The 25734-nt window shown below is 57.2% G+C and carries 28 protein-coding genes and 4 tRNA genes; 10 read left to right on the top strand and 22 right to left on the bottom strand.

Features of this window, described 5'->3' with window-relative positions; all coding sequences use genetic code 11:
- Positions 1–25 precede the first annotated feature (25 nt).
- The 5 genes from tssJ to FA91_RS01810 all read right to left on the bottom strand — a co-directional run bounded on the left by tssJ (position 26) and on the right by FA91_RS01810 (position 3509).
- Positions 26–532 carry a type VI secretion system lipoprotein TssJ gene (tssJ, locus tag FA91_RS01830; RefSeq protein ID WP_051937374.1) on the bottom strand — a complete coding sequence of 169 codons (507 nt, stop codon included), beginning with the start codon at positions 530–532 and terminating at the stop codon, positions 26–28.
- Positions 533–556: 24 nt separating this feature from the next.
- A complete protein-coding gene (locus tag FA91_RS01825) occupies positions 557–1054 on the bottom strand; it encodes an SH3 domain-containing protein (protein WP_197060511.1) in 498 nt (165 codons plus the stop codon).
- A 934-nt stretch (positions 1055–1988) separates the two neighbouring features.
- Positions 1989–2669 carry a pyrimidine 5'-nucleotidase gene (gene yjjG / locus FA91_RS01820; protein ID WP_034912030.1) on the bottom strand — a complete coding sequence of 227 codons (681 nt, stop codon included), beginning with the start codon at positions 2667–2669 and terminating at the stop codon, positions 1989–1991.
- A gap of 17 nt (positions 2670–2686) precedes the next feature.
- Positions 2687–3127 carry a ribosomal protein S18-alanine N-acetyltransferase gene (gene rimI / locus FA91_RS01815; RefSeq protein ID WP_034912028.1) on the bottom strand — a complete coding sequence of 147 codons (441 nt, stop codon included), beginning with the start codon at positions 3125–3127 and terminating at the stop codon, positions 2687–2689.
- A complete protein-coding gene (locus tag FA91_RS01810) occupies positions 3090–3509 on the bottom strand; it encodes a DNA polymerase III subunit psi (protein ID WP_034912026.1) in 420 nt (139 codons plus the stop codon). The genes rimI and FA91_RS01810 overlap by 38 nt, the downstream gene beginning before the upstream one ends.
- Positions 3510–3636: 127 nt before the next feature.
- Here FA91_RS01810 and rsmC point away from each other — a divergent pair, with 127 nt between their 5' ends.
- The 4 genes from rsmC to FA91_RS01790 all read left to right on the top strand — a co-directional run bounded on the left by rsmC (position 3637) and on the right by FA91_RS01790 (position 5140).
- Entirely contained in the window at positions 3637–4671 is a 1035-nt protein-coding gene (rsmC, locus tag FA91_RS01805; protein ID WP_034912024.1) for a 16S rRNA (guanine(1207)-N(2))-methyltransferase RsmC, read from the top strand.
- 141 nt (positions 4672–4812) lie between these two features.
- A tRNA-Leu gene (locus FA91_RS01800) sits at positions 4813–4899 on the top strand.
- 33 nt (positions 4900–4932) lie between these two features.
- A tRNA-Leu gene (locus FA91_RS01795) sits at positions 4933–5019 on the top strand.
- 34 nt (positions 5020–5053) lie between these two features.
- Positions 5054–5140 (top strand) — tRNA-Leu (locus FA91_RS01790).
- A 53-nt stretch (positions 5141–5193) separates the two neighbouring features.
- On the opposite strand, the gene FA91_RS01785 is transcribed toward FA91_RS01790, so the two are convergent.
- Positions 5194–5424 (bottom strand): DUF1435 domain-containing protein, encoded by a 231-nt coding sequence (locus FA91_RS01785; RefSeq protein ID WP_051936948.1) that lies wholly within the window; start codon positions 5422–5424, stop codon positions 5194–5196.
- Positions 5425–5720: 296 nt separating this feature from the next.
- On the opposite strand from FA91_RS01785, the gene FA91_RS01780 reads away from it, so the two are divergent.
- Together FA91_RS01780 and fhuF are read left to right on the top strand one after the other, a co-directional pair.
- Entirely contained in the window at positions 5721–6809 is a 1089-nt protein-coding gene (locus FA91_RS01780) for a GGDEF domain-containing protein (RefSeq protein ID WP_034912018.1), read from the top strand.
- A gap of 414 nt (positions 6810–7223) precedes the next feature.
- On the top strand, positions 7224–8018 hold the full coding sequence (gene fhuF, locus FA91_RS01775; protein WP_034912017.1) for a siderophore-iron reductase FhuF: 795 nt from the start codon (positions 7224–7226) through the stop codon (positions 8016–8018).
- A gap of 23 nt (positions 8019–8041) precedes the next feature.
- On the opposite strand, the gene FA91_RS01770 is transcribed toward fhuF, so the two are convergent.
- The 4 genes from FA91_RS01770 to FA91_RS01755 are packed head-to-tail and all read right to left on the bottom strand — an operon-like array spanning position 8042 to position 10897.
- Positions 8042–8791, bottom strand: coding sequence for an anti-sigma factor (locus FA91_RS01770; protein ID WP_034912015.1), 750 nt, complete (start codon positions 8789–8791; stop codon positions 8042–8044).
- Positions 8788–9297, bottom strand: coding sequence for a sigma-70 family RNA polymerase sigma factor (locus FA91_RS01765; RefSeq protein WP_034912012.1), 510 nt, complete (start codon positions 9295–9297; stop codon positions 8788–8790). Before FA91_RS01765 ends, FA91_RS01770 begins: the two co-directional genes overlap by 4 nt.
- Positions 9298–9302: 5 nt before the next feature.
- Entirely contained in the window at positions 9303–9845 is a 543-nt protein-coding gene (locus FA91_RS01760; protein WP_034912010.1) for a cytochrome b/b6 domain-containing protein, read from the bottom strand.
- Positions 9842–10897, bottom strand: coding sequence for a catalase family peroxidase (locus tag FA91_RS01755; protein WP_034912008.1), 1056 nt, complete (start codon positions 10895–10897; stop codon positions 9842–9844). Before FA91_RS01755 ends, FA91_RS01760 begins: the two co-directional genes overlap by 4 nt.
- A gap of 124 nt (positions 10898–11021) precedes the next feature.
- Here FA91_RS01755 and FA91_RS01750 point away from each other — a divergent pair, with 124 nt between their 5' ends.
- A complete protein-coding gene (locus FA91_RS01750; protein ID WP_231566739.1) occupies positions 11022–11438 on the top strand; it encodes a DUF2946 domain-containing protein in 417 nt (138 codons plus the stop codon).
- Positions 11439–11510: 72 nt separating this feature from the next.
- A complete protein-coding gene (locus FA91_RS01745; protein ID WP_034912006.1) occupies positions 11511–12908 on the top strand; it encodes a PepSY-associated TM helix domain-containing protein in 1398 nt (465 codons plus the stop codon).
- Positions 12909–12942: 34 nt separating this feature from the next.
- On the opposite strand, the gene FA91_RS01740 is transcribed toward FA91_RS01745, so the two are convergent.
- Genes FA91_RS01740 through FA91_RS01730 form a run of 3 tightly spaced genes read right to left on the bottom strand, consistent with a single transcriptional unit; the run spans position 12943 to position 16367 of the window.
- Positions 12943–13920, bottom strand: coding sequence for a nucleoside hydrolase (locus FA91_RS01740; protein WP_034912005.1), 978 nt, complete (start codon positions 13918–13920; stop codon positions 12943–12945).
- Positions 13901–14944 carry a LacI family DNA-binding transcriptional regulator gene (locus FA91_RS01735; RefSeq protein ID WP_034912003.1) on the bottom strand — a complete coding sequence of 348 codons (1044 nt, stop codon included), beginning with the start codon at positions 14942–14944 and terminating at the stop codon, positions 13901–13903. The genes FA91_RS01740 and FA91_RS01735 overlap by 20 nt, the downstream gene beginning before the upstream one ends.
- A gap of 52 nt (positions 14945–14996) precedes the next feature.
- Complete coding sequence (locus FA91_RS01730; protein WP_034912001.1) at positions 14997–16367, bottom strand: MFS transporter; 1371 nt, start codon at positions 16365–16367, stop codon at positions 14997–14999.
- Between the two features lie 530 nt (positions 16368–16897).
- On the opposite strand from FA91_RS01730, the gene FA91_RS01725 reads away from it, so the two are divergent.
- The gene (locus FA91_RS01725) at positions 16898–17680 is read left to right on the top strand and encodes an SDR family oxidoreductase (protein WP_197060510.1); all 783 of its coding nucleotides are present in this window, start codon (positions 16898–16900) and stop codon (positions 17678–17680) included.
- A 3-nt stretch (positions 17681–17683) separates the two neighbouring features.
- Here the strand turns inward: FA91_RS01725 and FA91_RS01720 are convergent, their stop codons facing one another.
- Entirely contained in the window at positions 17684–18634 is a 951-nt protein-coding gene (locus tag FA91_RS01720; RefSeq protein ID WP_051936946.1) for an AraC family transcriptional regulator, read from the bottom strand.
- A 149-nt stretch (positions 18635–18783) separates the two neighbouring features.
- On the opposite strand from FA91_RS01720, the gene FA91_RS01715 reads away from it, so the two are divergent.
- A tRNA-Ile gene (locus tag FA91_RS01715) sits at positions 18784–18860 on the top strand.
- A 135-nt stretch (positions 18861–18995) separates the two neighbouring features.
- Here the strand turns inward: FA91_RS01715 and FA91_RS20255 are convergent.
- From FA91_RS20255 to FA91_RS01680, 8 genes are all read right to left on the bottom strand, one after another.
- Complete coding sequence (locus FA91_RS20255) at positions 18996–19214, bottom strand: ogr/Delta-like zinc finger family protein (protein ID WP_072032274.1); 219 nt, start codon at positions 19212–19214, stop codon at positions 18996–18998.
- Positions 19215–19279: 65 nt separating this feature from the next.
- A complete protein-coding gene (locus FA91_RS01710; RefSeq protein ID WP_034911996.1) occupies positions 19280–20377 on the bottom strand; it encodes a phage late control D family protein in 1098 nt (365 codons plus the stop codon).
- Positions 20374–20859, bottom strand: coding sequence for a phage tail protein (locus FA91_RS01705; protein ID WP_034911995.1), 486 nt, complete (start codon positions 20857–20859; stop codon positions 20374–20376). Before FA91_RS01705 ends, FA91_RS01710 begins: the two co-directional genes overlap by 4 nt.
- On the bottom strand, positions 20856–23498 hold the full coding sequence (locus tag FA91_RS01700) for a phage tail tape measure protein (protein ID WP_034911993.1): 2643 nt from the start codon (positions 23496–23498) through the stop codon (positions 20856–20858). The genes FA91_RS01705 and FA91_RS01700 overlap by 4 nt, the downstream gene beginning before the upstream one ends.
- Positions 23491–23613: a GpE family phage tail protein gene (locus FA91_RS01695; RefSeq protein ID WP_034918807.1), complete on the bottom strand. Its 123-nt coding sequence runs from the start codon at positions 23611–23613 to the stop codon at positions 23491–23493. The genes FA91_RS01700 and FA91_RS01695 overlap by 8 nt, the downstream gene beginning before the upstream one ends.
- A gap of 14 nt (positions 23614–23627) precedes the next feature.
- On the bottom strand, positions 23628–23945 hold the full coding sequence (locus FA91_RS01690) for a phage tail assembly protein (RefSeq protein ID WP_034911990.1): 318 nt from the start codon (positions 23943–23945) through the stop codon (positions 23628–23630).
- Positions 23946–24001: 56 nt separating this feature from the next.
- Complete coding sequence (locus tag FA91_RS01685; protein WP_034911988.1) at positions 24002–24517, bottom strand: phage major tail tube protein; 516 nt, start codon at positions 24515–24517, stop codon at positions 24002–24004.
- Positions 24518–24529: 12 nt separating this feature from the next.
- Positions 24530–25702, bottom strand: a complete 1173-nt coding sequence (locus tag FA91_RS01680) for a phage tail sheath protein (protein ID WP_034911985.1) — start codon at positions 25700–25702, stop codon at positions 24530–24532.
- Between the last annotated feature and the right edge of the window lie 32 nt (positions 25703–25734).

The raw sequence follows: 25734 nt of genomic DNA, 5'->3' as shown, positions 1-25734 counted from the left end.
AATGGCTTCCGTTTACAGTCAATGCTTATTGGCCCACGACGCGCAAACCGCCAATATCGGCGATGATTTCCGCTTTCAGCTCGTCCGTCGAACTCTGCCAGAATTTGTAAAAGCTGGCGCTTCCCGGCGCGGGCAACGGCAGAGAGAGTCGCCATTTTTTCCCGTCAAGCGTTTGATATTCTGCCAGAATGCCGATGTAACGCGCCTCCGGGATGCTTTGTCCGCTCACCGTTTTGTTGAGTTGTCCTGGCATCAGGAAGAACTGTTCGCTGTTAAGCAGGTTGCCGCCCAACAGGGCAGCGGCATTGTTTTGCAACGAATAAAAATCAGCGGACATGAAGTCGGCATCCGACTTCAGCAGCATGACCCTGACTTTGAGCGGCGCAGCATTATTGACCTGCGGGTGAGCCTGAAACATCAGGTTGTATTGAGAAGGATCGCTGTGTGAAGAGGAAGAACAGCCCGTCAACAGGCCGAACGTGATAAGGAAAAGCGCCTGAAGGATCAGGCGCTGAAACAGGTTTATTTTCATCATATTACAGCCATAAGCGCATGTTTATTCTATGATCCAGGTGCCGTTGTTATTGTTCTGGCAGGCCTTGCTGTCGCCATCGACGGCAACACAGGTTTTTTTCGCTGGCGTCCGGGGACGTTTGCGACGCGAATCGGCCTTCACCGTGCTGTCATAAAGATCGCTCTTTACAACCGCACGCAACGGAACATATCCAAGCAGTTGTTCCTGATCCTGCTCCGCAATGGCGAACCAGTTATTTTCAACGCTGCCAAGCACCGTATAGGTTTTGCCGTTCTCCAGATAGCTCACCACCTTGCCGCCAAAGTCTGGCCGCGTCATGACCGACGCGCTATATAACGCGCGATACGCCTCATTCACTGGCGTAAATGTTTTGGGTGGCTGTACAGCATGGCGGTGAGTGAGCTTAACGCCATCAACCGTGCTGGAGACGACAGTGTCATCCGTCATCGGCGGCGGTGGCGTTTTACATCCGGAAACCATCAAAACAAAAAGCAGGCTGAGCGCAATTCGACTATTCACCATGATCCTCATGTAGTTTTAGAGAGTAAAAAAGCGCCGCTCCGGCTGGAGCTTCGCCATAACCATCGCCAGAGGGCAATAGCGTATAAAAAATTTGAAGTGTGAAGGTGCAATGAGACGCATTACGCTATTAATGGGATGAACAGCGCATAAAAACCCCAAGGCATAACATGGCCGAAAGCACGCTTCACAGCACGGAAAGTAAGACCTGTGTTTTTTTGCAGAGAAAAGGTTAAAACCTGGTTGAATGGAGGAAAAACATCAATCCGATTGAATCCTTCCCTGGGTTACTATGGCGTCAGACGCTTAAAAAAACCTGTCACGTCGCTGTCATAGCAGCATCCTGTGCTGAAAAGCGCTAATAAATGTCAGATATATTTATATTAATCGATCAATAACACATGTTGCAAAACATGACACTCAGTAAGTCAACTGCGTAACGGTATCGATTAATCCATATAAATCATACCAGTAAGATATCGCGCAGTGCCATAGCTACCGCACGAGTACGCACGTGACGCACTACGCGATGACAACGCTACAGCTCAATGAGTAATTTCATGCAAGTTTACAGAGTCACGCTGTTTATTCAAGATTGCCGGTAGCACAACAATAAAGTTAAGCGAATTTTAACTGAGAGAAATAAGGTAAATTCTTGTGAATTGGCCCTGAAAATCGCACATTAACCATAATCACACGCTAATTTACCCCTTGCTTTATTTCTCTTTGAGATAAAAATAGAATTTTTTATATTAAGAAATTATATAAGAAGGGCTTAAATATTTCTTTTTGGATACATATTTACAACAACTGAGATATTGAGACAGCCGTCTCCAGAGAAAAATGAGGTTTTTCTTGATATGAAAGCGCCTTTTCAGGATTTAACACCAGAAAATAGCGCCTTAGAGAGGATAAATATTCGGAAAAAGCAAACTTAAGTGATAAGAATCGTTTCCAGTTCTTTCAGCGTTTTTACCTGCCAGGTCGGATGAATTCCCTCTGGCAAAACGCGTCCGTCGGCGTTGAGCCAGCAGGTCGCCAGGCCTGCATTCATGCCGCCCAGAATGTCTGAATCCGGATTATCGCCCACCATCAACACGCGATCGCGGGGTGGGTTTCCCATTTTTTCCAGTGCATAGTTGAATATTGCCGGATGCGGTTTGGCATGCCCAACCTGTTCTGAAATAACCAGCAGATCAAAACAGTCGATAAAGCCGGTACGTTCCAGACGAGCCTGCTGAAGCGCGGTAAAGCCGTTGGTGATGATGCCCATATTGACGCGCCCTTTCAGGCTGTTGATCAGGTTCACCGCGCCCGCAAGCGGAACGCAAACCTCCGCCATCGCCGCCAGGTAACCGCTGTTCAGATCGTGCGGCATCACGTTCAGCCGATCCGCCCATCCCTGAAAGCGCTGATGCTGGAGTTGGAGCGCCGTAATGGCGCCGTTCTGATAATCAACCCACAGCGGTTTATTGATCGCCTGGTAATCGTCGTAATCCTGTGCGGTAAAGGTCACGTCATACTGCTGGAACAGGCGCTGCAAACCGGCAAACGCGTCGAAGTGAAACAGCGTGTCGTCTGCGTCGAAGAGGATCCAGTCCCACTCATTTAACATGTTGATAAACCCTTTTTTTAAATAATCAGCGCCATAATGACGGCGTCTTCCCGACCGTTGGCTGCGGGATAATAGTTGCGGCGCACCGTGACCTCATTGAAATTCAGCCTGGTATAAAGAGCAATAGCCGGATGATTGGAGGCACGGACTTCCAGCCAGAGCGTATGCACATGGCGCTGCGCCAGTGCAGCAATCACATGTTGTAGCAGCTCCTGCCCAAGACCCTGGCGCTGAAAGGCGGGATCAACCGCAAGGTTAAACAGCGTAGCCTCATCCAGCACAATTTGCGTGATGGCGAAAGCCGCTATTTTACCGTCAACGTCCAGCCGATAATTCAGATATCGCTCGCCCTGATTGCTGGCCAGCGTTTGTTCGGTCCACGGGAAGGCATGCGCGCGCTGCTCAATGGCAAATGCGGCCTCAAGATCGTTCTGCGTCAGTAAAGAAATCGGATTCATAGTGGGAAATCTGCTGCCAGAGCGCCTTTTTAGCGTTGGGGTTGTGGTAAAGCTCCGCAAGCGCAGGCGAAGCAATCTGCGAGCCCGCAAGGGGAACCGGCGCGTCAAGGCCAAGGCACCAGCTAACGCAGCGCGTCTCATCGGGCAGCATCGCGAGTTGTTCAGGCGTCAGCACCATTACCTGCGGTTCTTTCACCTGCATTGCACGCAGCACATCACAAAGTAGCGGATCGGAAAGCGGTGGCGGCACGCTGGCAACAATCAGCAGGCGCGTCTCTGACGCAAGCGAGATGGACACCTCGCCCTGAAGCGCGCGCGGACGCCGCAGCGTATACTGCGTAATACCCATTTGCTGTAATAACCGGTCGCGTCTGGAAGACATCGTTTACTTTCTCCGCCCGAATACGTCGCTATGCTAACAAACCCACTGGCCTGCGCCAATAAACCTCTCTCCCCTTCTTGCGTGAAATTTGCGTATAATCGCCGCTCTGATTTTTGAGGAGCCACCCATGTCTGCTTTTACCCCGGCCAGCGAAGTGTTACTGCGCCACAGTGATGAATTTACACAACGCCGCATTCTGTTCGCTGGCGACATGCAGGATGATCTGCCTGCCCGGCTGGAAACCGCGCTGAGCCGGGTGCACACCCAGCAGTACCATCACTGGCAGATCCTGAGCCGCACGCTGGGAGAAAACGCCTGTTTCGGACTGACCGCAACGGCTGACATGGTTGCTGATTGCGATACGCTGATCTACTTCTGGCCTAAGAATAAACCCGAAGCGCAGTTTCAACTGGAAAACCTGCTGTCGCTGATGCCGGTGGGCAGTGAGCTGTTTGTGGTGGGTGAAAACCGCAGCGGCGTCCGCAGCGCAGAGCAGATGGTTGAGTCCTGGGTAACGCTGAATAAAATTGACAGCGCGCGTCGCTGCGGACTTTATCATGGACAGCTTGTTACGCGACCGGGCTTTGACGCAGAGGCGTGGTGGGATGCCTATCCGCTGGGCGCGCTGACCATTAAAACGCTGCCGGGCGTGTTCAGCCGTGACGGGTTGGATGCGGGCAGCAATCTGCTGCTCTCCACGCTGAAGCCGCATACCAAGGGCAAAGTGCTGGATGTCGGCTGCGGCGCGGGCGTGCTCTCGGCGATGCTGGCCAGCTTCTCGCCAAAAGTGCGGTTGACCCTGACCGACGTCAGCGCCGCTGCGGTTGAGGCCAGCCGGGCAACCCTCGCGGTCAATCAGCTTGAGGGCGAGGTTTTTGCCAGCAACGTCTACTCCGAGGTTAATGGCCGTTTTGATATGATCATCTCTAACCCGCCGTTTCACGACGGCATGCAAACCAGCCTGGAGGCGGCGCAGATGCTGATCCGCGGCGCGGCGAAGCATCTGAATATCGGTGGTGAACTGCGTATCGTGGCAAACGCCTTTCTTCCCTATCCGCAGGTGCTGGATGAAACCTTCGGCAACCATGAAATGTTAACGCAAAATGGCCGCTTTAAAGTGTATCGCGCGGTACTGACGCGCAGCGGCAAAAGCGCACGCTGAGCCCGGTGGCAAAGGCGCGGCGAAGGATGTTGCTTTTTGCAGCGATCGCCGCAGAGACACTAAATAATTATTGACCTGTTGCGTAAAACCTCTAGAATGCGCCTCCGTGGTAACAATACAGAATAGCTGTATTGCAGGCAGGCGAAGGTGGCGGAATTGGTAGACGCGCTAGCTTCAGGTGTTAGTGTCTTAACGGACGTGAGGGTTCAAGTCCCTCTCTTCGCACCAAACCACGTTGTTCAAAAAAATCGCTGTGTATGCGCGAAGGTGGCGGAATTGGTAGACGCGCTAGCTTCAGGTGTTAGTGTCTTAACGGACGTGAGGGTTCAAGTCCCTCTCTTCGCACCAACGCAGTGAGATAAGCAAAATATTCAACAAAGATGCGAAGGTGGCGGAATTGGTAGACGCGCTAGCTTCAGGTGTTAGTGTCTTAACGGACGTGAGGGTTCAAGTCCCTCTCTTCGCACCACGTTGAATCTCCCCTCCGCTCTTCCTGCCCGTTCCCTGTGGTCTTCACACCTTTCAAAACGTAGTAAAATTCATCGATATTGCCGCCGCGCCGCCCGCAAGCGCCAGACAGGACGGCAGCAGCAGGTAGTGACGCAATCGTTTATGATAAAGCATCACCACGGTCGCCAACAGCGCAACCGCGATAACCATCCGCCACTCGCGAAAGGTGAGATCCATCAGCATGACCAGTGCGCAAGGCAATACGATACCCCAGGCGCTGTCGAGTCTTTTACCTGATATCATGTTTGTTCCCTCTGGCTCAGATGCCGCACTCTGCTGAGGCAGCAGCCTGATAACCTCACAGTTTAAATGATAATGATTCCCACTAGCATATAAGAACTTTTATCATATTGCAGCAGAATTTCAACGCCATTATCTGAAACTGTGTGCCAGCGGATGACAGTTTTGTGGCGGCGTGATAGATTGAAAACGATTAAATAAAAAACCATATAATAACAGTCTTAAATTATTCACACGAAATGACCTGGCGTATTTCATTCCCGCCCGGCGCAATTTATAGCAGTTGCGAGTAGAACAAAATGAAATTACAAAGCTACGATGAATTGCTTAACAGCAAGCACAGGCTGTCGCTGATGCTATTCCTTTTTCTTAACTCAGCAACGTCACTCTTTTTTATGTTCAGCACCAAAAAAAATATACATCAGCTGTTGACGGCCCCTGAGATTATCATTGCTTCTCTTGGCATAATTATATTGTTTTGGATGCTTTTAAAGCGTTCGGTCAAATTGCCGATATTAAATGTTGTGGCATCTATTAGCGGACTGCTGTGGACCTGGCAAATAGTCCTGAAGCACCCGGAATCTTATTTCGGCGATAGCTTCCTTATTGTCAGTCTGGTGGGCATTTTCTTTATTGGCGCTATCGCGCTGGGCGATTACCTTTCTGCGTTTTGCCTGCATATTACGCCGCCGTCCGCGGCCGTGCTGCTGCTGGATCAGGGCCACAATACGCTACTGATCCTCTTCAGCATCGCGCTGCCGCTGACCGGTCTGACCCTGCACCACATGATGCAGCGGCGACGCGACCACTTCACCCGCCGCCTGATGCGCCAGCTCTATGAAGAGAAGCAGACCTACAGCGACCTGAGCATGCTCGATCCGCTTACCGGTCTTTATAATCGCCGTGGCCTGAAGAACCGTCTGGATAACACGCTGGCCAACCATTCTGGCAGCCATTTTGTGTTGTTGATCGATATCGACAACTTCAAGGCCTATAACGACAACTATGGGCATGCGATGGGCGATCAGGCGCTGGCCCGCGTGTCAGTCGCCATCCGCGATGCGGTGCGTTCGCGCGATATTGTCACCCGCTACGGCGGCGAGGAATTCCTGGTGCTGCTGACGAACGTTAACGCCTCCATTGCCATGAAGCTGGCAGATCGCATTCGCCTCTACGTGCTTAATCTGGCGATCCCTCATCGTTTTAACGAGAGCGTGGCCACGCATGTCACCATCAGCGCCGGGTTTGCGCCGCTGATCAATGATGATTTCGACAGCGCGCTGGTCAATGCCGATCGCGCGCTCTATCTTGCCAAGAGCTGCGGAAGAAATACCATTGTCCCCTATGAAGATATTGCCGGCCAGCTTACTTCTGCGAGTGCGCGTTAACGCCTGACGTATTACCTGAGTAATATTGTCAGGTAATAAGTCTTTTTAATTCAAATTACAAACGGACACGCCGCGTCTCGCTCTGTTTTTACAGAGAATTATTTTACGAATACGATTAGCCAATAAGAATTTCTTTATATTTAAATAAGCCTCCGCTTACTTATTCGAATAACCTCGAATAGCATTTATATTTTTTACATTACGACAATTACCATCAGCATAGTTATGCACATAATATGTTTTTTTCTGCACATTTGCGGTAAATGAAAAGTGTGATCTGTTTAACATTTTATTTATCACTGGCCTTACCCGTTTCTGCTGACGCAAGCCTCAGAAGGCTTGTGCGGCGCGCTGACCTCAGATACAATCAAGAACGATTATCATTTGTTTTTATACTTCGATTCTGGATCCGCTATGTCCATGATTGTCCATCAGGTTGCAGATTACGGCGCGCACCCGCTGATTTTTTTGCAGAGCGATCGTCCGCTGGCGGCATCGCTGCGCGCGCTGTTCAGCGAGCATCGGGACTATTTTCTGGAAACGGTCAAACTGGGCGAAGAAGCGCCGCCGCGCTGCATGACGCTGGCGCGCTGGTCAGAAACGGAAAACTTTACCCGCCTTAACGCGCTTTACGGCGACTTTATCTATCGGGATCATCCCGAAGACGCCCGTGAGAATAAGCCGCTGCAATCACTGTGGGCACAGTGGTATTTTGGGCTGATCCTGCCGCCGATGATGATGGCGCTGCTGCTTGAATCGCGCGCGCTCGACTGCGCGCCGGAGCACTGCCACGTTGCCTTTCATGAAACGGGCCGTCCGGAAACCTTCTGGCTTGACGTGCGGGAGGATGAGGAGGCGCGCTTTCTCAGCCCGCGCCGCCGGATGGATCGCCTGATCCAGCGCCATCTGATCCCGGTGGTGCAGGGCATTGAACGGCACGGCGACATCAACGGCAAGCTCATCTGGAGCAACACCGGCTTCTCCGTCTGGTGGTTCCTGGGTGAACTTGCGCCGCTGCTGGGCGAAAGCCTGCACGCCGAGCTGGAGCATGCCATGTTCTTTTCCAAAACGCTGCTCGACGGTTCGGACAATCCCTTCTATCGCACTATGCTGCCGCGCGACGGTGAAATGCAACGCCGCACCTGCTGCCAGCGCTATCGCCTGCCTGCGGTACAACGCTGCGGCAACTGTACGCTGAAGCCCGTCTGAATGACGGGCCTGCCCTCTGACACCTAACTGGTTGTCTGTCTGAAAACGTTACGCAGGCCGTTCGCCTTTTCCGATGCGGCAGGCGTGACCAGCGCATAGTTATAGTGATTATCGCTCCAGTACTGCGCCATCAAATCGCTTGCCTTGCGCTCGCCGTGCGGCAGCCTGACCGGCTGGATCGGCCGGATATACCACGCCACGCGCATGCCCTGCGGATCCTGATACATCACCAGCGCCGCCGGGCCGTTATTGGTTGCCGTCAGCCGCGCGCCTAACAGCCTGAAGCCAAACTGCTCAAGATTGGGCGGCAGCGAGCCATCGATAAAATAGCGCCTGACCCAGGCGGCCAGCTCGCCGCCCTGCCCGGCGGTGACGTCAAGGCTGGCACCGCCGTCGCGTCCAAAGATCCTGAACGCCTGCACGGCATCCTCCATCGGCAGATGACGCCCGGCAAGCTGCGCATCCTTAAGCTGCCAGCCCGACCAGCCGCCCAGACTGAGCGTCAATACCAGTGCGAAGGCGGTCGCCATTTTCCACTGTCGCTGACGGCGAAGACGCTGACGAAACAGCGCAGGCGGCGGCGTTTCCAGCGTGGGTTGATGCTGGTGTATCGCCAGCCGAAGCTGCCGCGCGTCCTGTCGCCATCCTTCCAGCTCGGCGGCAGTGGCCGGATGCTCCGCCAGCCAGCGCACCACGCGCTGCGTCGTGTCTGCATCCGCCTGACCGTCCAGCCAGGCGTGCAGCTCAGCCTCATCAGGTTGCTGACGTTTCATTTCAGTCTCCTCAGCGCGACAGAGGGCGCGTGTCCTTCCAGATGTTGATGTAACTGTTTACGCGCGCGTGACAGGCGCGACATAACCGTGCCAACAGGAATATTCAGCGCGACCGCCACCTCCTGATAGCTCATGCCCTCCACGCTGACCATCAGCAGTAGCGCACGCGATTCAGGCGCGAGCTGCGCAAACTGCGCCAGGGTATCGTCAGTGATCGCCAGCGCTTCCGCAGAGGGTGCGGTCGCCTCGTCGCCGGTAAAAAAACAAAGGATGCGCTGATAACGCTTTCGCCGCCGTTCACCGTCAATAAACTGCCGATACAGAATGGCAAACAGCCACGCGCGCAGACTCTGCGGCGCCTGCCCACCGCGTCGGCTGCTCAGCGCTTTTGTCAGGCAGGACTGCACCAGATCTTCCGCCTGGGGCGGGTTGCGCGTCAGCCAGAGGGCAAAACGCTGCAAATGGGGCAATACCTCACGTATCTGCTCATCCGATAACGGCGGCATCGTTTTTACCTCCGACGTTTGAATCCGGCCATGCTGCTGAATACGCCATCGCGCAGAAGCAACCCATGCAGCAGCGCCGCGGCCAGGTGAAGCATCACCGTAGCGAACAGCAGCAGCGCGACCCAGGTGTGCAGCGGGCGCAACAGTGCATACAGCGTATTATTGATCGGCACGATGGCCGGTAACAGAAAATCCGGCCCCAGGCTGACAGGATAGCCCGCCGCCGACAACATTGCCCAGCCAATCAGCGGCTGCGCCAGCATCAGCGTATACAGCAGCACGTGCGAAAGGCGCGCCATCATTTTTTGCAACGGCGGCAGCGAGGCCGGCAGCGGCGGCGTTGGCGTGGTAAAGCGCAGCCACAGACGAACCACCACCAGCAGCAGGATCGCCACGCCAAGCGGTTTATGGATCGCCACCAGCAGCGCGTGCAGCGACGAAACGGTAGAGACCATGGCCACCCCAATAAACAGCATTGCGATAATAGCCGCAGCCATCAGCCAGTGCAGCGCACGCAGCGCCGGATGAAAATGTGTCACCTGTTTCATAAACTTTCTCCCGCCGCGCCGCGCGCTTCTTCATGGGTACGGCGATTGTAGGATTTCGCATAGGCTGACGAGCGCGCGTTAAGCAGCGGATCGTCCGAGGCGGCGATGCCGTCCGGCAAAATCAGCGGATCGTAATTAATATTATTGCAGGGACCGCCCTCCTGCGGCACGGCGCGACGCAGCACCAGCGTGCCTGCGTTCACCGTCTGCCTGTCGGCAGGCCAGGCTTTGCTGGCATCATCGCCCCGGTCGCCTTTCCCGGCGAGGGTGATAATCAGATCCCACGCCAGCGGCCCCTCTGCCAGACGACGGGTTAAGTCACGCTGGAGAAAGTCTTTATCCACTTTCTGTTCGGCGGCGATGGGCTGCCAGCGCTGATGCGGCACCATACTCCAGCGCACCAGATGGCTTTGTCCCGCTTTGTCGATAAAGCGGAAGGCATTGATACTGTTATAGCGATCGACCGCCCAACTGGCTGAAAGCCCGGCCTGTTTCGCCCAGGCCAGAAAAGGCTTTGCTTCAGGGTGTGCGGTCAGAAAGGCCTGCATCTTTTTTGGATCGGGCTTGCCGGTGGCGGGATCGGGTTTCGACGCCAGCAGCTGATCGTAAAAACCCTGCACCGTGGCGACGGGGAAAAACGGCATCGCGTTCATGCCCGTTCGCCACTGCTGGCCGGAAGGCGAAGTAAATTCCAGCGCCAGGCTGCGTACCGGCACGGCGTAATCCGGCGCGTGGGGATTGCCGCCCGCAATGGCGAAGCGACCAGTCACCGGCGTTGTTCCTTCGCCAAAGAGCGCGGCACGAGAAAGCGCGCCTGCGCGGCCGCTTGAGGTAAATTCGCCGATCACGCACAGCCCTTTGGCATGATTACGACGAAAGCCCGATTGCGCGCCGGGTGCTGCCTGGAGCGTATCAACCAACTTATCAGCCGACAGCCGCTGCGGGGTGAGCCAGCCGCCCGCCCACAAGAACAGCAGCGCCAGCAGCAGTGGAATGCCGCCGACCAGCGCCAGGCGGATCAGACGGGAAGATGTTGCGGTGGATGAAGTCATTATCATTGCTCACGATGAGATAAGAACAAACAGAACGAACCAGCCGCAGGTTTATTCCCTCCGGCCAGCACTATTTTTTTCTGTTACACTCGCCGGGCTAACTGACTGACGGGAACCGCACGGTTTGTCGCTGATAAAAATGCATCAGTCACCGGGTCGCTTTGCTGCGTGGCTCGGCCTGTGCGCCATTTTGCTGCTGTTCATTGCGCCTGCGATCTCCAAATCGCTGGCGCTTTCGTCTGCCTCTCATTCAGGCATGATGATGGATGACGACATGCACGAGATGGCAACGATGTCGCCCGCCGAACACGCGCGAATGATGATGGAGCATCCATTATCGATGATGGATGACAGCGCCTGCGGCTATTGTGTGTTGCTGGCCCATTTGCCGCTCGACCTCACCTCGCTTCCTCCGCTCTGGTCAGCGCTTCAGGCGGCACGTCAGCCCGTACCGCCGCGTTTTCAGATCGCCATCCCGCGTATCGTCGCCCACTTTTTCCATCCGCGAGCGCCGCCAACAGAGCGATTTACCGCTTTTTAATCGTCTCTGTTCCCCCGCCGTTGCCACGGCGGGCATCCTGCTTATGCCTGGCGACAGGCGGAGGAAAAAACCATGTCAGAAAAAACGCTGGCGGCGCCCGCGCATGCCGAAAAAAGCCGCAGCGCAATGCTGCCGCTGCTCAAACGCCTGCACTTCTATATTGGGGTATTCATCGCCCCGTTTATTTTTATCGCGGCCCTGACCGGCACGCTCTATGTGCTGACGCCGCAGCTTGAAAACCTTCTCTATGCCGACCAGCTCTACACCTCATCGCGTGGTGCAGCACAGCCGCTCTCAGCACAGATTCAGGCCGCACAGGTTGTTGCCGCGCAGCAGATGAGGGGCGATGCGCCAGTGATTGCGGCGGTAAGGCCGTCGCCCGCGCCGGGTGACACCACGCGCGTGATGTTCACGACCGCAACCTCCGGCCCGTCAGAGAGCACGGCGGTGTTTATCGATCCGGTCACGCTGGCGTCGCACGGCGTGGAGCCGGTGTATGGCACCAGCGGCGTGTTACCGCTGCGTACCTGGCTGGATTACCTGCATCGTAATCTGCTGCTGGGCGACATTGGCCGCAACTACAGCGAGCTGGCCGCCAGCTGGTTGTGGATCGCCGCGCTCGGCGGGCTGTTGCTGTGGGCGACGCAGCGTACCACCTCGCGCGCTCACGGTCGGCAGCGCTACCGTTACTGGCACGGCACGCTGGGACTGGGACTGCTGCTGGGGCTGCTGTTTTTCTCCGCCACCGGTCTCACCTGGTCACGCTGGGCAGGCGATAACATTGCTCTGATGCGGACGCACTTCGGCTGGACGACGCCGGCGGTGAACACCCGTCTGCTGCCGCAGGCGGACGCTGATGAGATGCACACCGACGAACACGCCGGGCATACTATGGCAGAGATGACCGAAAGCGCTGCCGTCACTATCTCGCCAATGCAGTTTGATCGGGTGGTTGCCGCCGCGCGGGCGGCAGGTATTGACGCCGGAAAAATTGAGGTGCGCCCGACGCAGGCGGCAAACAAAGCGTGGACGGTGAGCGAGGTGGACAGGCGCTGGCCGACGCAGGTTGACAGCGCGGCGGTCGATCCGCAGACCTTTGCGGTGGTGGATAAGGTTGAATTCGCGCAGTTCGGCCTGCTGGCGAAGCTGACACGCTGGGGCGTGGATGCGCATATGGGCGTGCTGTTCGGCCTGCCTAACCAGCTGATGCTGGCGGTCTTCGGGCTGGGGCTGTGCGTAACGATCGTGCTGGGTTATCGCCTGTGGTGGCAGCGGCGTCCGGCGGCGGGCGTGCATCCGGCCGATACCCTGCGTCACTGCTGGCGACGGCTTTCATTCGGCGCGCGCCTTGTGGTAATGACTTTTACGCTGGCGCTGGCTCTTTGCCTGCCGGTGATGGGCGCCAGCCTGGTCGTTCTGCTGATAATTGATGCCGTCCGCTGGCGGCGAGCGGTAAGCGTCAGCCGGTAAACCCGCCGCCGCAAGGACGCGGCGGCTGTGCCTCTCATCCCGCCAGCGCGTACTCAATCAGCGAGAGCAGCCGCGCGTTATCCACCGTTTTCAACACGTGGATCGGGCCGCCCGCGGGTGCCTCAATGCCGATGTTCACCCGCAGCGGCGGACGATAACGCCATGACTTCCCGCGCGTCTGGCCGGGGCGGATCTCCACATCCACAAAGTAGTCCGCCGCCGTCGCAATCTGCTGATTCATCAGCCAGGCAACAACCAGCGCGTCGTGGATCCAGCAGCCTGACAAACGACGCGTGTGCATTGAGTAGTCCAGCCACGGACGCAGCGTTTCCACCACGTAGCGGGAGAGCGGCGTCTCCAGGCTGGCGATACGATCCAGATCCGCATGGGTCAACAGCGTTTGCGTGGTGACATCCATCGGCACCAGCGTGATATTCGCGCCGCTGTTCAGCACTGCCTTCGCCGCTTCAGGATCCAGCCCGAAGTTGGTGTCTTTGATAAAGTCATCAAGCGCGAATACGCCGCCCATGATCGCAATCTCCTGCACCGCCTCGGCCATAGCCGGATAGCGTTCCAGCGCCAGCGCCACGTTGGTCAACGGGCCGAGCGCCACCAGCGTAATCTCGCCCGGACTGGCGCAGATACGTTCGCCAATGGCGTCGGCCGCCGTCTTCGCCGGTGCCGTAAAGCGCTGCGGCTGGCGGACGCCGTTCCACAGATGGCTCAGGCCGCTGCTATGGACGCGGTTATCCAGCGCTTCGCGCCAGGGGCCATGCGGTTCAACCAGCGCCTGCCCGGCGCCCTTCAACACCGGCACCGCGAGGCCCAGCCTGTCGATCAAATCCTTCGCCACGTTGAAACCGACCTCTGCGGGCGTGTTGCCCGCCACAATGGTAATCAGCTCCAGCGCAATGCCTGGCGAACCCAGCGCCACCGCGAGGGCCAGCCCGTCGTCCACGTTGGCCCCGGCGATGCCGTTTCCGGGATCGCAATCAATAATGATACGTTTCATTCTTTCCGATCTTTCCTGCCCGACAGCCGCACGACTCGCCTATTTCCAACTGATGTGAAAACTCACACAGCTGCGCCTCATTCTTCGGCGCGGCGAGCATCGCCAGCGCTTTTTTTGCCATCTCGCTGACCGGCTGCCGCACGGTGGTCAGCGAAGGAACGTGAAACGCCGACTGTTCGGTGCCGTTAAAGCAGACCAGCGCGATCTGCGCCGGAACGGTGATATTGTGCTCGGCCAGCGCGCGGATGCAGCCGATGGCCTGGGTTTCATTGGAGGCAAACAGCGCGCGCGGCAGGCGTTCGCCCTTCAGCATCTGTTTCGCCGCGAAGTAGCCGCCTTCCCGCGTGTAGCTCGCCGGAAAAATCCACTCCGGATGCTCCGTGACGCCTGCTTCCGCCAGCGCCTGACGCCAGCCGGAAAGGCGATCCTGCGTGTTGAACATCTCGATCGGGCCACAGATGATGCCCACGTCTTCATAGCCGTGGCTGAGCAGATGGGCGGTGACCTGACGCGCGGCTTCCTGTTCATCCACGCGCAGGATATTGACGTTAAGGTCGGGTTCGACGCGATCCAACATCACCAGCGGCGTACCGCTGGCCTGGATCACATCAATGTAGGGATGGCGGTCAACGCTGTTGTAAAACAGGCCGTCAACCTGCTGGCTGAGCAGATTATTTATCAGTTCCAGCTCGCGCTGACGGCTGTCGCCGGCATCGCCCAGCAGCATCACCATCCCGTTGCGTAGCGCTTCCTGCTGAAGCGCATGGGCAAAAGAGGCAATAAACGCATTGGCGATATTCGGCACCACCAGCCCGTAGGTTTTGGTGGTGCCGGAAGCCAGCGCGCGCGCCAGACTGTTAGGCCGATAGCCGGTTTTTTTGATTGCTTCCAGCACGCGATGACGCGTGGCGTCCGCCACCGGTCGCGGCCCGTTATTGATTACATAGCTGACCACCGCTACGGAGGTGCCTGCTTCGCGGGCCACATCAGCCCGCGTGGTGCGGTTAAGCGTATTTTTTATCAAACGTCGCCCTGTGAATGTCAATGACCGAACCGCGAACCGCATCTGTCCATCGTCAGATAGCATCTTCCGGCGCGTTAAGATCGCGCCCGCGCGTTTCCGGCGCGACAAAGGTTGTCAGAAAACCGATCGCCGCCATGATGGCAAAGTAGGCGGCAATCGCCCACCAGTGCCCGGTCCAGGAGAGCAGCCCGGCCGCGACCAGCGGTGCCGTTCCGCCGGAAAGGATCGATCCCACCTCTTTCGCCGTCGCCATTTTAGTATAGCGGTGGTTGACGCCGAACAGCTCCACGCCCCACGCGGCCTGCACGCCAAAAATACCCAGCGAGGCCAGCCCCATGCCGACAACAATGGTTGAAATCACAATAACCGGCTCACGTGAATCGAGCAGCATAAACGCCGGAAACGCATAGATCATCAGCAGCAGGCAGAAGCCGCGATAGGTTACGCGGCGACCAAAGCGGTCGGACAGCCAGCCGGCAAACGGAATGATCAGGAAGCCCAGCAGCGAAGCAATAAATACTGCCGTGGTGGCAACGGATTTATCCACCGCCAGCACCTTCACCACGTAGCCAATGATAAAACCCTGCGCCAGGTAAGAGGGGCCGTTTTCGCCGATACGCAGGCCAATCATCACCAGAAACGAACGGCTACGCTGCCAGAAACTGCGGGTGTCGCGAGGCTGCGCGAGCGCCTGCTGATGGCGCCGGGCCTCCATTTCCGCTTTTTTACGTTCAAATACCGGCGTCTCTTTCAGATGACGACGGATCCACAGCGCCGCCAGCGCAATCAGTGAGCTACAAAGGAAAGGAATGCGCCAACCCCACTCCTGCAACGACTGCGGCTCCATCTGCACCACCGCCAGCCAGACCAGCGAAGCAATCAGCGTACCGCTGTTCGATCCCAGCGCGATAATGGAGGAAACCAGACCGCGCTTGTTTGCCGGTGCGTATTCGCCCAGCGTAACCGTGCCGCCGGACAATTCTGCCCCGGCGCCAAACCCCTGGCTAAAGCGCAGCAGCACCAGACAGACAGGCGCCCATACGCCGATAGAGGCATAGCCAGGGATCAGACCGATTAACGTGGTGGAGGCGCCCATCAGGATGATGGTGGAGAACATCACTACCCGGCGTCCTTTACGATCGCCGAGCCAGCCAAAGAAAAGCGCGCCAATGGGCCGCGCGATAAAACCGACGGACCAGGTAGCAAAGCTTGAGAGGAGCGCCATCGCCGGAGTGGCTTCAGGAAAGAAAACGTCGCCAAAAATGATGCCGGCCGCCAGACCATAGAGCGCGAAGTCCGCATACTCCATTGCCGTTCCCAGCCAGCAGGAGAGCGTTGCCTGCCAGAAATCCTTGCGCCCTTCCGGGGTGTTCAGACGCTCATCCGCCGCCGAACCTTGCTGAAGCTCGTGTTGTGTGGACATGAAAATTCCATGGTATGAGAGGTTTTTATTTGCCTTCCCTGGCCAGTCCTTTATCAGGAGAGTGCTTCGCCAGTGAGGACGTTATTTTGCTAAGCCAAACTAAAGATCGATATCAAATTCCCTGGTGTTGGAATCCGGCTATTGCCTTCACATCTGTTGGTTTTCATTAACCAATCAACTCTATAACGTGAGGCAACGATGATCTTAGCGAGCTGACAAACGTCAAGCACCGTGAATTTTACAACGTCGACATTGTATCTACGCGCGTAGATATTGCAAGCAATCGTTATTCTTGCCGACAGACGTTGTAAAACCTCTTCAGGCTCAGCGTGCGGTAGTTTACCTCGCCTTATGTTTCAGCATGATGAAAGTGATTGAATCACTGCGTGAAAACAGCGACCTTTCGCGCCGGAGGCGCAGAAAGGATGACGCCTTCAATAGATCGTCGCGTCTGAGGTGATTTAAAGAGAAACAGGCAAGGCCTTAAGAGTCCCGGATATTCGCAGCGTCCGGGTTCTTCTTTACGCTTGATGCTGTCGACGGAGAGGCCGTCGACGTTTATCTGTAAGGAGAGTCCTGTGTCTGAACTCAACGGTAAAATTGTTGCTATCACCGGCGCCAGCAGCGGCATCGGCGAAGCCACGGCACGCGTGTTGGCCGCCAGCGGCGCGCGCGTACTGGTTGGTGCGCGACGCACCGATCGGCTGGAAAAACTGGTCGACGCAATTCGTGAAGCGGGCGGCCACGCCTTTTATAAGGCGCTGGACGTGACTACCCTCGCCAGCATGGAGGATTTCGTTGCCGAGGCGAAGCAGCGTTTCGGCGGGCTGGATGTGATAGTGAATAATGCGGGCGTCATGCCGCTCTCGCCGCTCTCATCGCGCAAGGTTGATGAGTGGAACCGCATGATCGACGTGAATATTCGCGGCGTGCTCCACGGTATCGCTGCGGCTCAGCCGCTGATGGAGGCACAGCAGCACGGTCACATTATTAATATTTCGTCTATCGGCGGGCTGTCGGCTTCACCCACGGCAGCGGTCTACTGCGCCACGAAATTTGCCGTGCGGGCCATTTCAGATGGGCTGCGGCAGGAAACGGATAAACTGCGCGTGACGGTAATTTCGCCCGGCGTGGTGACGTCGGAGTTGGCGGACACTATTTCGGACGCTACCGCGCGCGAAGCAATGAAAAGCTGGCGCAACGTTGCGCTCGAACCTGAAGCGATTGCCCGTGCGGTCGCCTGGGCTATTGGCCAGCCGGACGACGTGGACGTCAGCGAGATGATTATCCGCCCCACCGCCAGCCCGCACTGAGGTTTACGATGCAGCCCGTTCCGCCGATGACACGGCGGGCGAAAGCCGCAGAACCTCTTTCATATAGCGCGCTTCCTGCACCGGACTGCGGCCAAAGAAGCGCTTAAATTCCCGACTGAACTGCGAAGGGCTTTCATAGCCGACATCCACCGCGGCGGCGGCGGCCGAAAAGCCGCCCCGCACCATCAGCAGCCGCGCCTGATGAAGGCGCGTTGACTTCAGATACTGCATCGGCGAGCTTTGCGTGACGGTTTTAAAATGCGCATGAAACACGGCGACGCTCATTCCCACTTCCCGCGCCAGATCCGCCACTTCAAGACGTTCACGATAGCGCGTCTGTAAAATATGTAGCGCGCGTCCCACCTGTGCAAAATAACCCTGCTGGCCCAGCGCCGCCCGTAACATTGCGCCCTGCTCGCCCATCAGCACGCGGTAATAAATCTCGCGTAGCAGGCCCGGCCCCAGAATTTTGCCCTCCTGTGCCGAGCGCAGCACATCAAGCAGGCGCAGCACGCAGTCGCCAAGCGTTTCATCCAGCGCGGTCGAGTGCATGCCCGCAGGTGGACAATCGCGCATCGGCGCGATATCCAGCGAGATAAGCAGATCGGCCAGAGCCTGAAGATCCAGGCGGATCGCCACCGCCAGCATTGGCTCTTCGCTGGAAGCTTCCGTCTGGCTGATAAAAGGCAGCGGCACCGCCACCACCAAAAAGTGTTGGGCATCGTAGAGGTAAACCGCATCGCCAAGAAAACCGCGCTTGCGCCCCTGGCACACGATGACAATCGACGGCTCATAAAGTACCGGCGTGTGCTCCAGCGGCAGATCGGATCGCAAAAAGCGCACGTCGTCGAGCAACGATTGAGTGTAACCATTTTCAGGCGCCAGCTCGCCGATCAGCATTGCCATTTTTTGGCGACGGCTTTCCGCCTGCTGCTCGCGGGTGTTATTACTCATGTGCACTCCTTTCTGGGCTGTCGTCGCGGCGGGGAGAAAAAGATGGCATTTCACCGGGTTACACAGTAAGCCATGATGGTTTAAAAATCAGCAACTGGTTGTTTAACGCTGGATTGCACCATGAAGTTACATTATAATCCTGCGCCGCAGGCCCCTTAGCTCAGTTGGTTAGAGCACGCGACTCATAATCGCTTGGTCACTGGTTCAAGTCCAGTAGGGGCCACCAAATTTTAGCTTTAAAATCATGATATTAAGCCACCTTCGAGGTGGCTTTTTTGTTTTCTGTATTCGCCATTGGCAGCAAAGTGGCAGCAGCTTTTTTTTCTAAAGCTATAAAAAAACCCGCTAAGCGGGTCAAATTCTAAAGCCATAACGCACCTTGCAGCCTCCTGTCGGGATGCGGCGGCACCGGATTTACTTTTGCAGGCTGAGTAATGATAGCTGACACAGTTTCCAGCGATTTAAATGTGCAACTGCAATTTATGTTCTGGCACTGGTTATAACGTTCTTTCGTTTCTTTTGAAATCTGAGTGCTGCTACGCGTATGCGCTGCATTTCCACACACCGGACAATTCATCATTTTTTCAACGCCCCTAATCACAATTGAGATAAATAATACATAAACAAACCATTTTGGGGTAGCTCTTATTCCATTTCAAGCGCGTCTACTTTTACTTCAAGATCAATGCTGGTCGTATAGCCGCTGTCAGCCGTCAGGCTGTGCGTCAGCGTGGTGATAATCCACTCGGCGCCATCAATCGGCTGTTTAAAACCGCTGACCTTCACCGGCATTTCCGTATAGAGATCGGCGCGCCCCCGCGCCAGCTGCAGAGAGAATGAGGCAACGCCGCGTTGCAGTCGCTCCCACTGCGTTTTAGCAGCCCGTTCCGCATTGCTCCGGTTGGCATAGGTGCGGCTCAGCACCAGCACGTTTTCATCAGTGCCAATCAGATAATCTCCCTGTTTCGCCTCCGGTTCCTTTTTCTTCGCCGGGGTTTTGCGCCTGCGTTTCACTTTTGCCACCGGCTTTTTTGCGGGTTCGCGGGTGTGCAGCCAGCTGGCGATCACGCCGGTGTAAGCGTCGCGGTCAGCCAGGGTAAACCGGTGGCTGTCGCCGTCGCGGCGTTGCAGCGTGATAACCGGCAGCGCCTTACCGCTGGCCCGCCTGCCCTGACCCTGACGGATAAACAGCAGGTTGCCCTCCTTGATGCAGGCAGTGGCGCCGCACTGCTGCGCCAGCCGCATCAGAAAGCTGGCGTCTGATTCGTTGGTCTGGTCAAGATGGTCAATCTGCATTTTCGCCATGTCATCACCCAGCGCCGTTTTCAGCTTGTGCCGGCTGGCTATGTCCTTAACCATGTCGCCCACGGTGGTCCGGTGCCATGATTTCTCACGCCTGATGTTCAGCGTTTCGCGAAAATCGGCACTGCGCGCCCGCAACACCAGCCGGTCAGGCGTGCCGGTGTGTTCAATCTCGTCCACGGTGTACGAGCCTTTGACAAAAAGCGCCTCACCCTGCCAGCCCAGTGCCAGCGTGAGAGACACGCCCCGGCGCGGCAGCTGCAGCTGGCCGTCCGCATCATCCAGTTCAACGTCCAGCTGATCCGCCTCAAATCCCCGGTTATCGGTGAGCGTCAGGCTGATAAGCCGCCGCTCAATTTTCTGCGTGATGTCGGCGCCCTCCAGCGTCAGCCTGAACGCCGGGGAATTCTTCTGGCCGTTTATCCACTGTGCGGCCATCATGAGAACAAACCTCCCGCTGCGGCGGTCAGCTTGCCGGCGGCAGTCGCAGCCGCGCCTTTCATGGCCGTCAGCTGGTCGTTCAGGCTGCCGAACATTTCCCCCAGCGATTCATCCGTGCGTTTCAGCGTCAGCGTGAACTCAATCCGCCGGCAGGTGCCGTCGCGGAAAAACTCCGCTTTCGTCTGGCTCAGGCTTTCGATCACGAACATGCCGTAAATGGTGCCGCTGCCTTCAATCAGCGGCCAGGCGCGGCCCAGCTCTGCAATCTGCTCCAGTGCCAGCAGCGACAGCCTGCCGCCGGTGATTTCCGGCAGCAGCACGCCGGATAAGGTCAGCGTGTCGTTATCGGGACCGAGAAACTGCAGGGACGGACGAATGCCCACGCGACCGCTGGCCGGAAAGCGCCAGCTGCGCTGGTGTTGCAGCGCCTGATAAGGCACCGTCTGCAGCATAAAAACAAACAGGCCCAGCGTCATCATCATGCGTCAAATCCTCCCCGGTCGTGGTAACTGCTGCGGGCGCGTGACTGCGCCTGCCGCTCTTTTGCCTCCAGCCTGCGCATGACTTCCGTCACCACGTCCTGCGCATTCTGCCCCGGCTGCTGCACAATAGTGATGGGGGCATGAATGCTGACGGGCGGCGCGTTTACCTGCGCCTGCTGGCGTGGTGCTTCCTGCCGGTAAGCCTGTGCGGGCAGGCTCAAAGGGTGCAGTGGCTTCGCCTCAGCGGTCCCGGCTGCGCCGCCCAGCGTCAGCGCGGCCAGTGCGGCCAGCCTCGCGGTGCGACTACGGCTGGTGATGTGTGCCGGGCCGTTTATAAGCTCCGGGCCGTTTTCGCCCGCGATGCCAAACTGCCCGGACGGAATAAACCCGCCGCTGTCGTACAGACCGGCAAAGCCGGAGGCGGACTGTGGGCTGCGTCCCGGCAGTACCGGCGCGCCGGACTTGTCTCCGCCGGGCTTCAGAAAGTCCGGCAGGTAATCCGTCAGCGAGGTCAGTTTGTTTTTCAACATGTCCCATTTCTGGCTGACGCCCGCCAGCAGGCCGTCAATCATCTGTGAACCTGCCTCCTGAAAGCGGGCGGGCAGCGCCCGGACATCGGCGACAATCTCAGCCCATTTTGTGCTCAGGTAGGTGCGGATGGCGGTCCACACGCTGCTCACTTTGCTGCTGATGGCATCCCACAGCGCGGCGAACTTCGGCCCCAGTGTGTCCCAGTTTTGCCAGATATAGAGCGCAGCGGCAGCAATCAGGCCGATAATGGCCAGAATGGGATTGGCGTACATCAGCCGCCCCAGCCACAAAACACCGTTGCCCACGATACCCATTGCTCCACGAATCAGGCCGAATGCACTGACGGCTTTGATGCCCAACACCCCACAGCTCATGCGCAGCAATGCCAGCGGGCCGAGGATGGCCGACGCTGCCAGCGACAGCGCGCCAAGTGCCGTGGCAGCAATAACAAACACTGCCGCCAGCTTAAACAGCCCTGCCGTCAGTTGCGGGTGCTGCTTCACAAACGCACCGAGTTTACCGGCCAGATCGCCGAGCCAGTCGGCCAGCTGTTTCAGCGCGGGCGCAACGGTTTCGCCGATGGCGGCCATTGAGTTAGTAAATGATCCAGTCGCCGCTTCCCACTTGTTGCCAAGGGTATTCAGCGAGGCATCCACCCTTTCGCGCAGCGATGCCTGATTCTCCAGCTTTGCGGCCGTTTCCCGGTAACCATCAATGCCCTTGCTGATCAGTATGTTCAACACCTGCAGCGTCTCTGCATCGTCGCCAAACATATCCTTCAGCGTGGTCAGGCGTTGCTGCGTGGTTAATTTTTTCAGTTGCGCCAGTTGCCGATACATCCTGTCGATACCGCCAAATTCACCTTTACCATTGGTGAAGTCAAAGCTTACGCCGCTTACTTTCAGATCCTGATTAACGCCCTTAATCTTGTCCGCGTTCATCATTCCCTGAAAAACCTTGCGGTATGCATTCCCCGCTGACTCGCCCGCCATGCTCGACTGATCGGCCATTACCAGCAACGGCGCAAACGTTTTAGCGGCATCAAGTCCTTTCATTTTGATGATGTCCATCGCGCTGCCAATTTTTGCGTACCCCTGCAGCATGTTGTTCGGGTCCACGCCTGCATAAAATCCCTTCTGAATGATGTCAGTCAGCCGCATCATGTCCTGTTCAGAGGTCTGCGTGGCATCCTGCAACTTCGCCGCAAACTCCGCCGCGTCGGTTGGTGCCATTTTCAACTGTACGCCGAGATAAGCTGTTGCCTCTCCCAGCCCGCCCAAGATCACCTGCGCGCTCATACCCTGGCGGCGCAGCATGGTCATCATGTTCTGAAAGTCCGCCGTGGTGCCGGGCAGTTTGTCGCCAAGGCTCACGGCCAGCCGGTTGATTTTTTCAAACTCCGGCGCGACCTTTGCACCCGGCCCCATAAGCGAGGCGGCAAGCTGCGTGGACGCGTCCTCTGACTCTGAATAAGCACGCACCGGCACCATCATGGTCATACCGGTGGTCACGCCGGTTGCCAACATACCCGCCCCGTTTCCGGCCAGGCTGTTGCGCAGGCTCATGGTTTTTTCATGCCGTGCCCGGATAGCGCTCAGTTTCTGCTGGCGTTCACCCAGCTTTCTCAGCTCAGCCTGCTGACGCGCAATCGCTGCGCTGGCCCCGTTCGCATCCGCGCGCAGGCGTCGCTGCGCGGCGCTCAGTTGCTTCGTATCGATCCCCGCTGCGTTAAGCGCCTCACGCTGGCGCTGTACTGACAGGCGCAGCCCGTTATAAGTCCGCTGTAATTCGCCCGCCCGGCTTTTTGCCTGCGCCAGCAGCTTCGCCTGCTGCGCCGTGGGCCGGTTCGTGGCGGCAAACTGCGTTGCCAGCTGCGCGGCTTCCTGTCGGGCAGCGGCCAGATTCTTTTCCGTAATGGCAAGTTGCGAGCGCGTTTTACGAAAGCCGTCAATGCGTCCGGCCTGTTCGTTGAGGGATTTCAGGCCGTCTTTGCTGGCCTTCAGCGCGGCGGCCAGCTCCTTTGAGCCAGCCTGTGCATTTTTGAAAGGGCGGGTTATTTTATCCACCGCGTTAAGCACCACCTGCAAACGCAGGTTTGTATTACTCATCGTCACCGGCTCCGCTGCGTAAAACCGCCCTGTGCCGCCACTCCAGCACCTCCGTCAGTGGCATGTGTTCCGTTGCGGAGGGCGGCCAGTGAAATACAGTGGCGATATCCGCCACCAGATCGTCCACCGTCAGGCCGTCGGGAAATCCGACAGCACCGACTTCGGCAACAAAAAAGTGACCACCTCCACGGACAGCGACAGCAGATCCGCCGGGTCCATTTCGTTGATTTCATGCGGCAGGAGCGCGGGCACTGAAATACGCGGCAGCACAACCATCATCGCGTTTACATCCATATCCATCAGCGCCTGGAGGCGGGTACCGCGCAGGGAGCCGGACTGCGGCTTGCGCAGCATTATGGTGGTGATGGTTTCCTTTCCACGCTGCAAAGGTGTGTCCAGCGTGATGTTTTTTTCCTGCGTTGCCGCGTCAGTTTTCTTTTCCGTCATTTTTCAGTTCCTGAATGAAGTAAGGGACACCGGCAGGGGCTCCCCTGCCGCTGTTATCAGAGGCCGAGCGCGCTACGGTGCGCTTCCATCAGGTCTTTGCCGTCCACGGTGTGGATCATGTTGACCAGATCGATTTCGTAGAGCACCTCGTTATTGATGGTCAGCTTCGCGTAGGTGTTGGTGCCGGACACTTTGGTGGTGCTGGACTCGCCGGTTTTCCACTCACCGGAATCCAGCTCCTTGTGACGCCCGCGAATGACCAGTTCCACCGCCTGGACTTCGCCGGTGTCGTCACGCTGGATCGAACCGGTAAAGCGCAGCTGCACGCCGTCCACGGTTTCAACGCCCATCTGTTTAAACAGCAGTGCCTCGGTGCCACCGATGGTAAATTCTGTATCCAGCGCGCCGTCGTCCAGGCCCATATCAATATCCACCGCACCGGCCATGCCGCCGCCGCGATACTTCTCAAACTTGCGGGTGATTTTGGGCAGGGTCAGCGACTCGACCAGCCCCTGCCAGTTATTACCGGCGTTAAACAGGTTCAGGTGTTTGAGCTTACGGGGTAATGCCATCTGTCTGTCTCCTTATGCGCTGACACGGCTGGCGAAATCGACCAGATACTGATCAGTGATGCGCTGGCGCAGCATCAGGTTTTCCAGCGGCGGCACCGGCGTGTAGTCGTAATCAATAATCAGTTTGCCTGCCTTGAGCGTGTCCCTGTCATTCACGCTGGCATCCAGCCAGCAGTCCGCGCCGGTGAGATAACCCTGACTGACCAGGCTGCGCAATTTCGCACGAATACTTTCGATGATGTCGCGGGCCAGTGACGGATTCAGCGCGCCGTCAACCGCCCACATCTGCGCTTCTGCCATCGTATCGGCCAGCACCTGCGCCGTACGGGTGTAGTTTTCAAAGGCGAAAAGCGGATCGTCACTCAGGCAGCGGGAACCCCAGAAGCGAAAGCCGTCCTGACGGATAAGCGTGGTGATATCGTTCTGGTTCAGCAGGCCCGCATCGGTGGCCGGGTCCTGCAAATCCCAGAACACATCAGCGGAAATACCGGTCACGCCGTTCACGCCGACGTTTGACAGGGTTTTATGCCAGCCGGTTTGTTCATCGATTTTTGCGCGCAGACCGAGCGCGCGGGCGGTGGCATACGCCGTTGCGTCCGCGTTCAGCACGGTGTCAAAGTTGATGAAATCAGGCCAGATAAGCATCCCTTCCCGCTGGCTGAAGTTGTCGCGATAGGCAATGACGTCCTCCACCGTTTTACAGCCGTACGCCGCCAGATAGGCGAAGCCGCGCAGACTCTGCGCGACGGACAACAACTCCGTTGCCACCGCCTTTGTGTCGTGACCGGGTACGCCAAGGATGCGGGGTTTCACCCCCAGCTGCGCCTGCGCGGCCAGCAGCGCTTTCATGCCGGTGCGTTTACCTTCGGCGGTGACGCCGCCGATGATGTTGGACGTGGTTTCTGCTTCACTTTCACCCTGCGCCACGCGCACAACGACGGTGACCGGTTTTGCCTGGTCAGCAATCGCATCCAGCGCGCGCGCAAGCGTGCCGGACTCGCCTGCTTTGCCGCTGGCGGTCAGTACATCGGTAAGTAAAACGGGTTTATTCAGCGGAAAGGTGGCCGTGTCGGCATCGTCTGCGGTACAGACCATGCCGACGACAGCGGTGCTTACCGTTGAAATGGAGCGGGTGCCTTCGTTAATTTCGGTAACGCGCACGCCGTGGTGATAATCCTGCGCCATGTAGCAAATCTCCTGTTAAGGGGTTTTGCTAT

Origin of the sequence: Erwinia sp. 9145, from assembly GCF_000745075.1 — a bacterium.
Classification (GTDB): Bacteria; Pseudomonadota; Gammaproteobacteria; order Enterobacterales; family Enterobacteriaceae; genus Erwinia; species Erwinia oleae.
This window is presented reverse-complemented; position numbering and strand designations above follow the sequence as displayed.

Coding starts and splice junctions, on each gene's coding strand:
- FA91_RS01700 (WP_034911993.1), bottom strand. CDS start 23,498: ATGAGTAATACAAACCTGCGTTTGCAGGTGGTGCTTAACGCGGTGGAT.
- FA91_RS01710 (WP_034911996.1), bottom strand. CDS start 20,377: ATGATGGCCGCACAGTGGATAAACGGCCAGAAGAATTCCCCGGCGTTC.
- rsmC (WP_034912024.1), top strand. CDS start 3,637: ATGTCTGCTTTTACCCCGGCCAGCGAAGTGTTACTGCGCCACAGTGAT.
- FA91_RS01765 (WP_034912012.1), bottom strand. CDS start 9,297: ATGCCGCCGTTATCGGATGAGCAGATACGTGAGGTATTGCCCCATTTG.
- FA91_RS01730 (WP_034912001.1), bottom strand. CDS start 16,367: ATGTCCACACAACACGAGCTTCAGCAAGGTTCGGCGGCGGATGAGCGT.
- FA91_RS20255 (WP_072032274.1), bottom strand. CDS start 19,214: ATGATGAATTGTCCGGTGTGTGGAAATGCAGCGCATACGCGTAGCAGC.
- FA91_RS01685 (WP_034911988.1), bottom strand. CDS start 24,517: ATGGCATTACCCCGTAAGCTCAAACACCTGAACCTGTTTAACGCCGGT.
- FA91_RS01725 (WP_197060510.1), top strand. CDS start 16,898: ATGCTGTCGACGGAGAGGCCGTCGACGTTTATCTGTAAGGAGAGTCCT.
- fhuF (WP_034912017.1), top strand. CDS start 7,224: ATGTCCATGATTGTCCATCAGGTTGCAGATTACGGCGCGCACCCGCTG.
- FA91_RS01785 (WP_051936948.1), bottom strand. CDS start 5,424: ATGATATCAGGTAAAAGACTCGACAGCGCCTGGGGTATCGTATTGCCT.
- FA91_RS01810 (WP_034912026.1), bottom strand. CDS start 3,509: ATGTCTTCCAGACGCGACCGGTTATTACAGCAAATGGGTATTACGCAG.
- tssJ (WP_051937374.1), bottom strand. CDS start 532: ATGAAAATAAACCTGTTTCAGCGCCTGATCCTTCAGGCGCTTTTCCTT.
- FA91_RS01705 (WP_034911995.1), bottom strand. CDS start 20,859: ATGATGATGACGCTGGGCCTGTTTGTTTTTATGCTGCAGACGGTGCCT.
- rimI (WP_034912028.1), bottom strand. CDS start 3,127: ATGAATCCGATTTCTTTACTGACGCAGAACGATCTTGAGGCCGCATTT.
- FA91_RS01755 (WP_034912008.1), bottom strand. CDS start 10,897: ATGACTTCATCCACCGCAACATCTTCCCGTCTGATCCGCCTGGCGCTG.
- FA91_RS01680 (WP_034911985.1), bottom strand. CDS start 25,702: ATGGCGCAGGATTATCACCACGGCGTGCGCGTTACCGAAATTAACGAA.
- FA91_RS01780 (WP_034912018.1), top strand. CDS start 5,721: ATGAAATTACAAAGCTACGATGAATTGCTTAACAGCAAGCACAGGCTG.
- FA91_RS01690 (WP_034911990.1), bottom strand. CDS start 23,945: ATGACGGAAAAGAAAACTGACGCGGCAACGCAGGAAAAAAACATCACG.
- FA91_RS01740 (WP_034912005.1), bottom strand. CDS start 13,920: ATGAAACGTATCATTATTGATTGCGATCCCGGAAACGGCATCGCCGGG.
- yjjG (WP_034912030.1), bottom strand. CDS start 2,669: ATGTTAAATGAGTGGGACTGGATCCTCTTCGACGCAGACGACACGCTG.
- FA91_RS01770 (WP_034912015.1), bottom strand. CDS start 8,791: ATGAAACGTCAGCAACCTGATGAGGCTGAGCTGCACGCCTGGCTGGAC.
- FA91_RS01720 (WP_051936946.1), bottom strand. CDS start 18,634: ATGAGTAATAACACCCGCGAGCAGCAGGCGGAAAGCCGTCGCCAAAAA.
- FA91_RS01745 (WP_034912006.1), top strand. CDS start 11,511: ATGTCAGAAAAAACGCTGGCGGCGCCCGCGCATGCCGAAAAAAGCCGC.
- FA91_RS01760 (WP_034912010.1), bottom strand. CDS start 9,845: ATGAAACAGGTGACACATTTTCATCCGGCGCTGCGTGCGCTGCACTGG.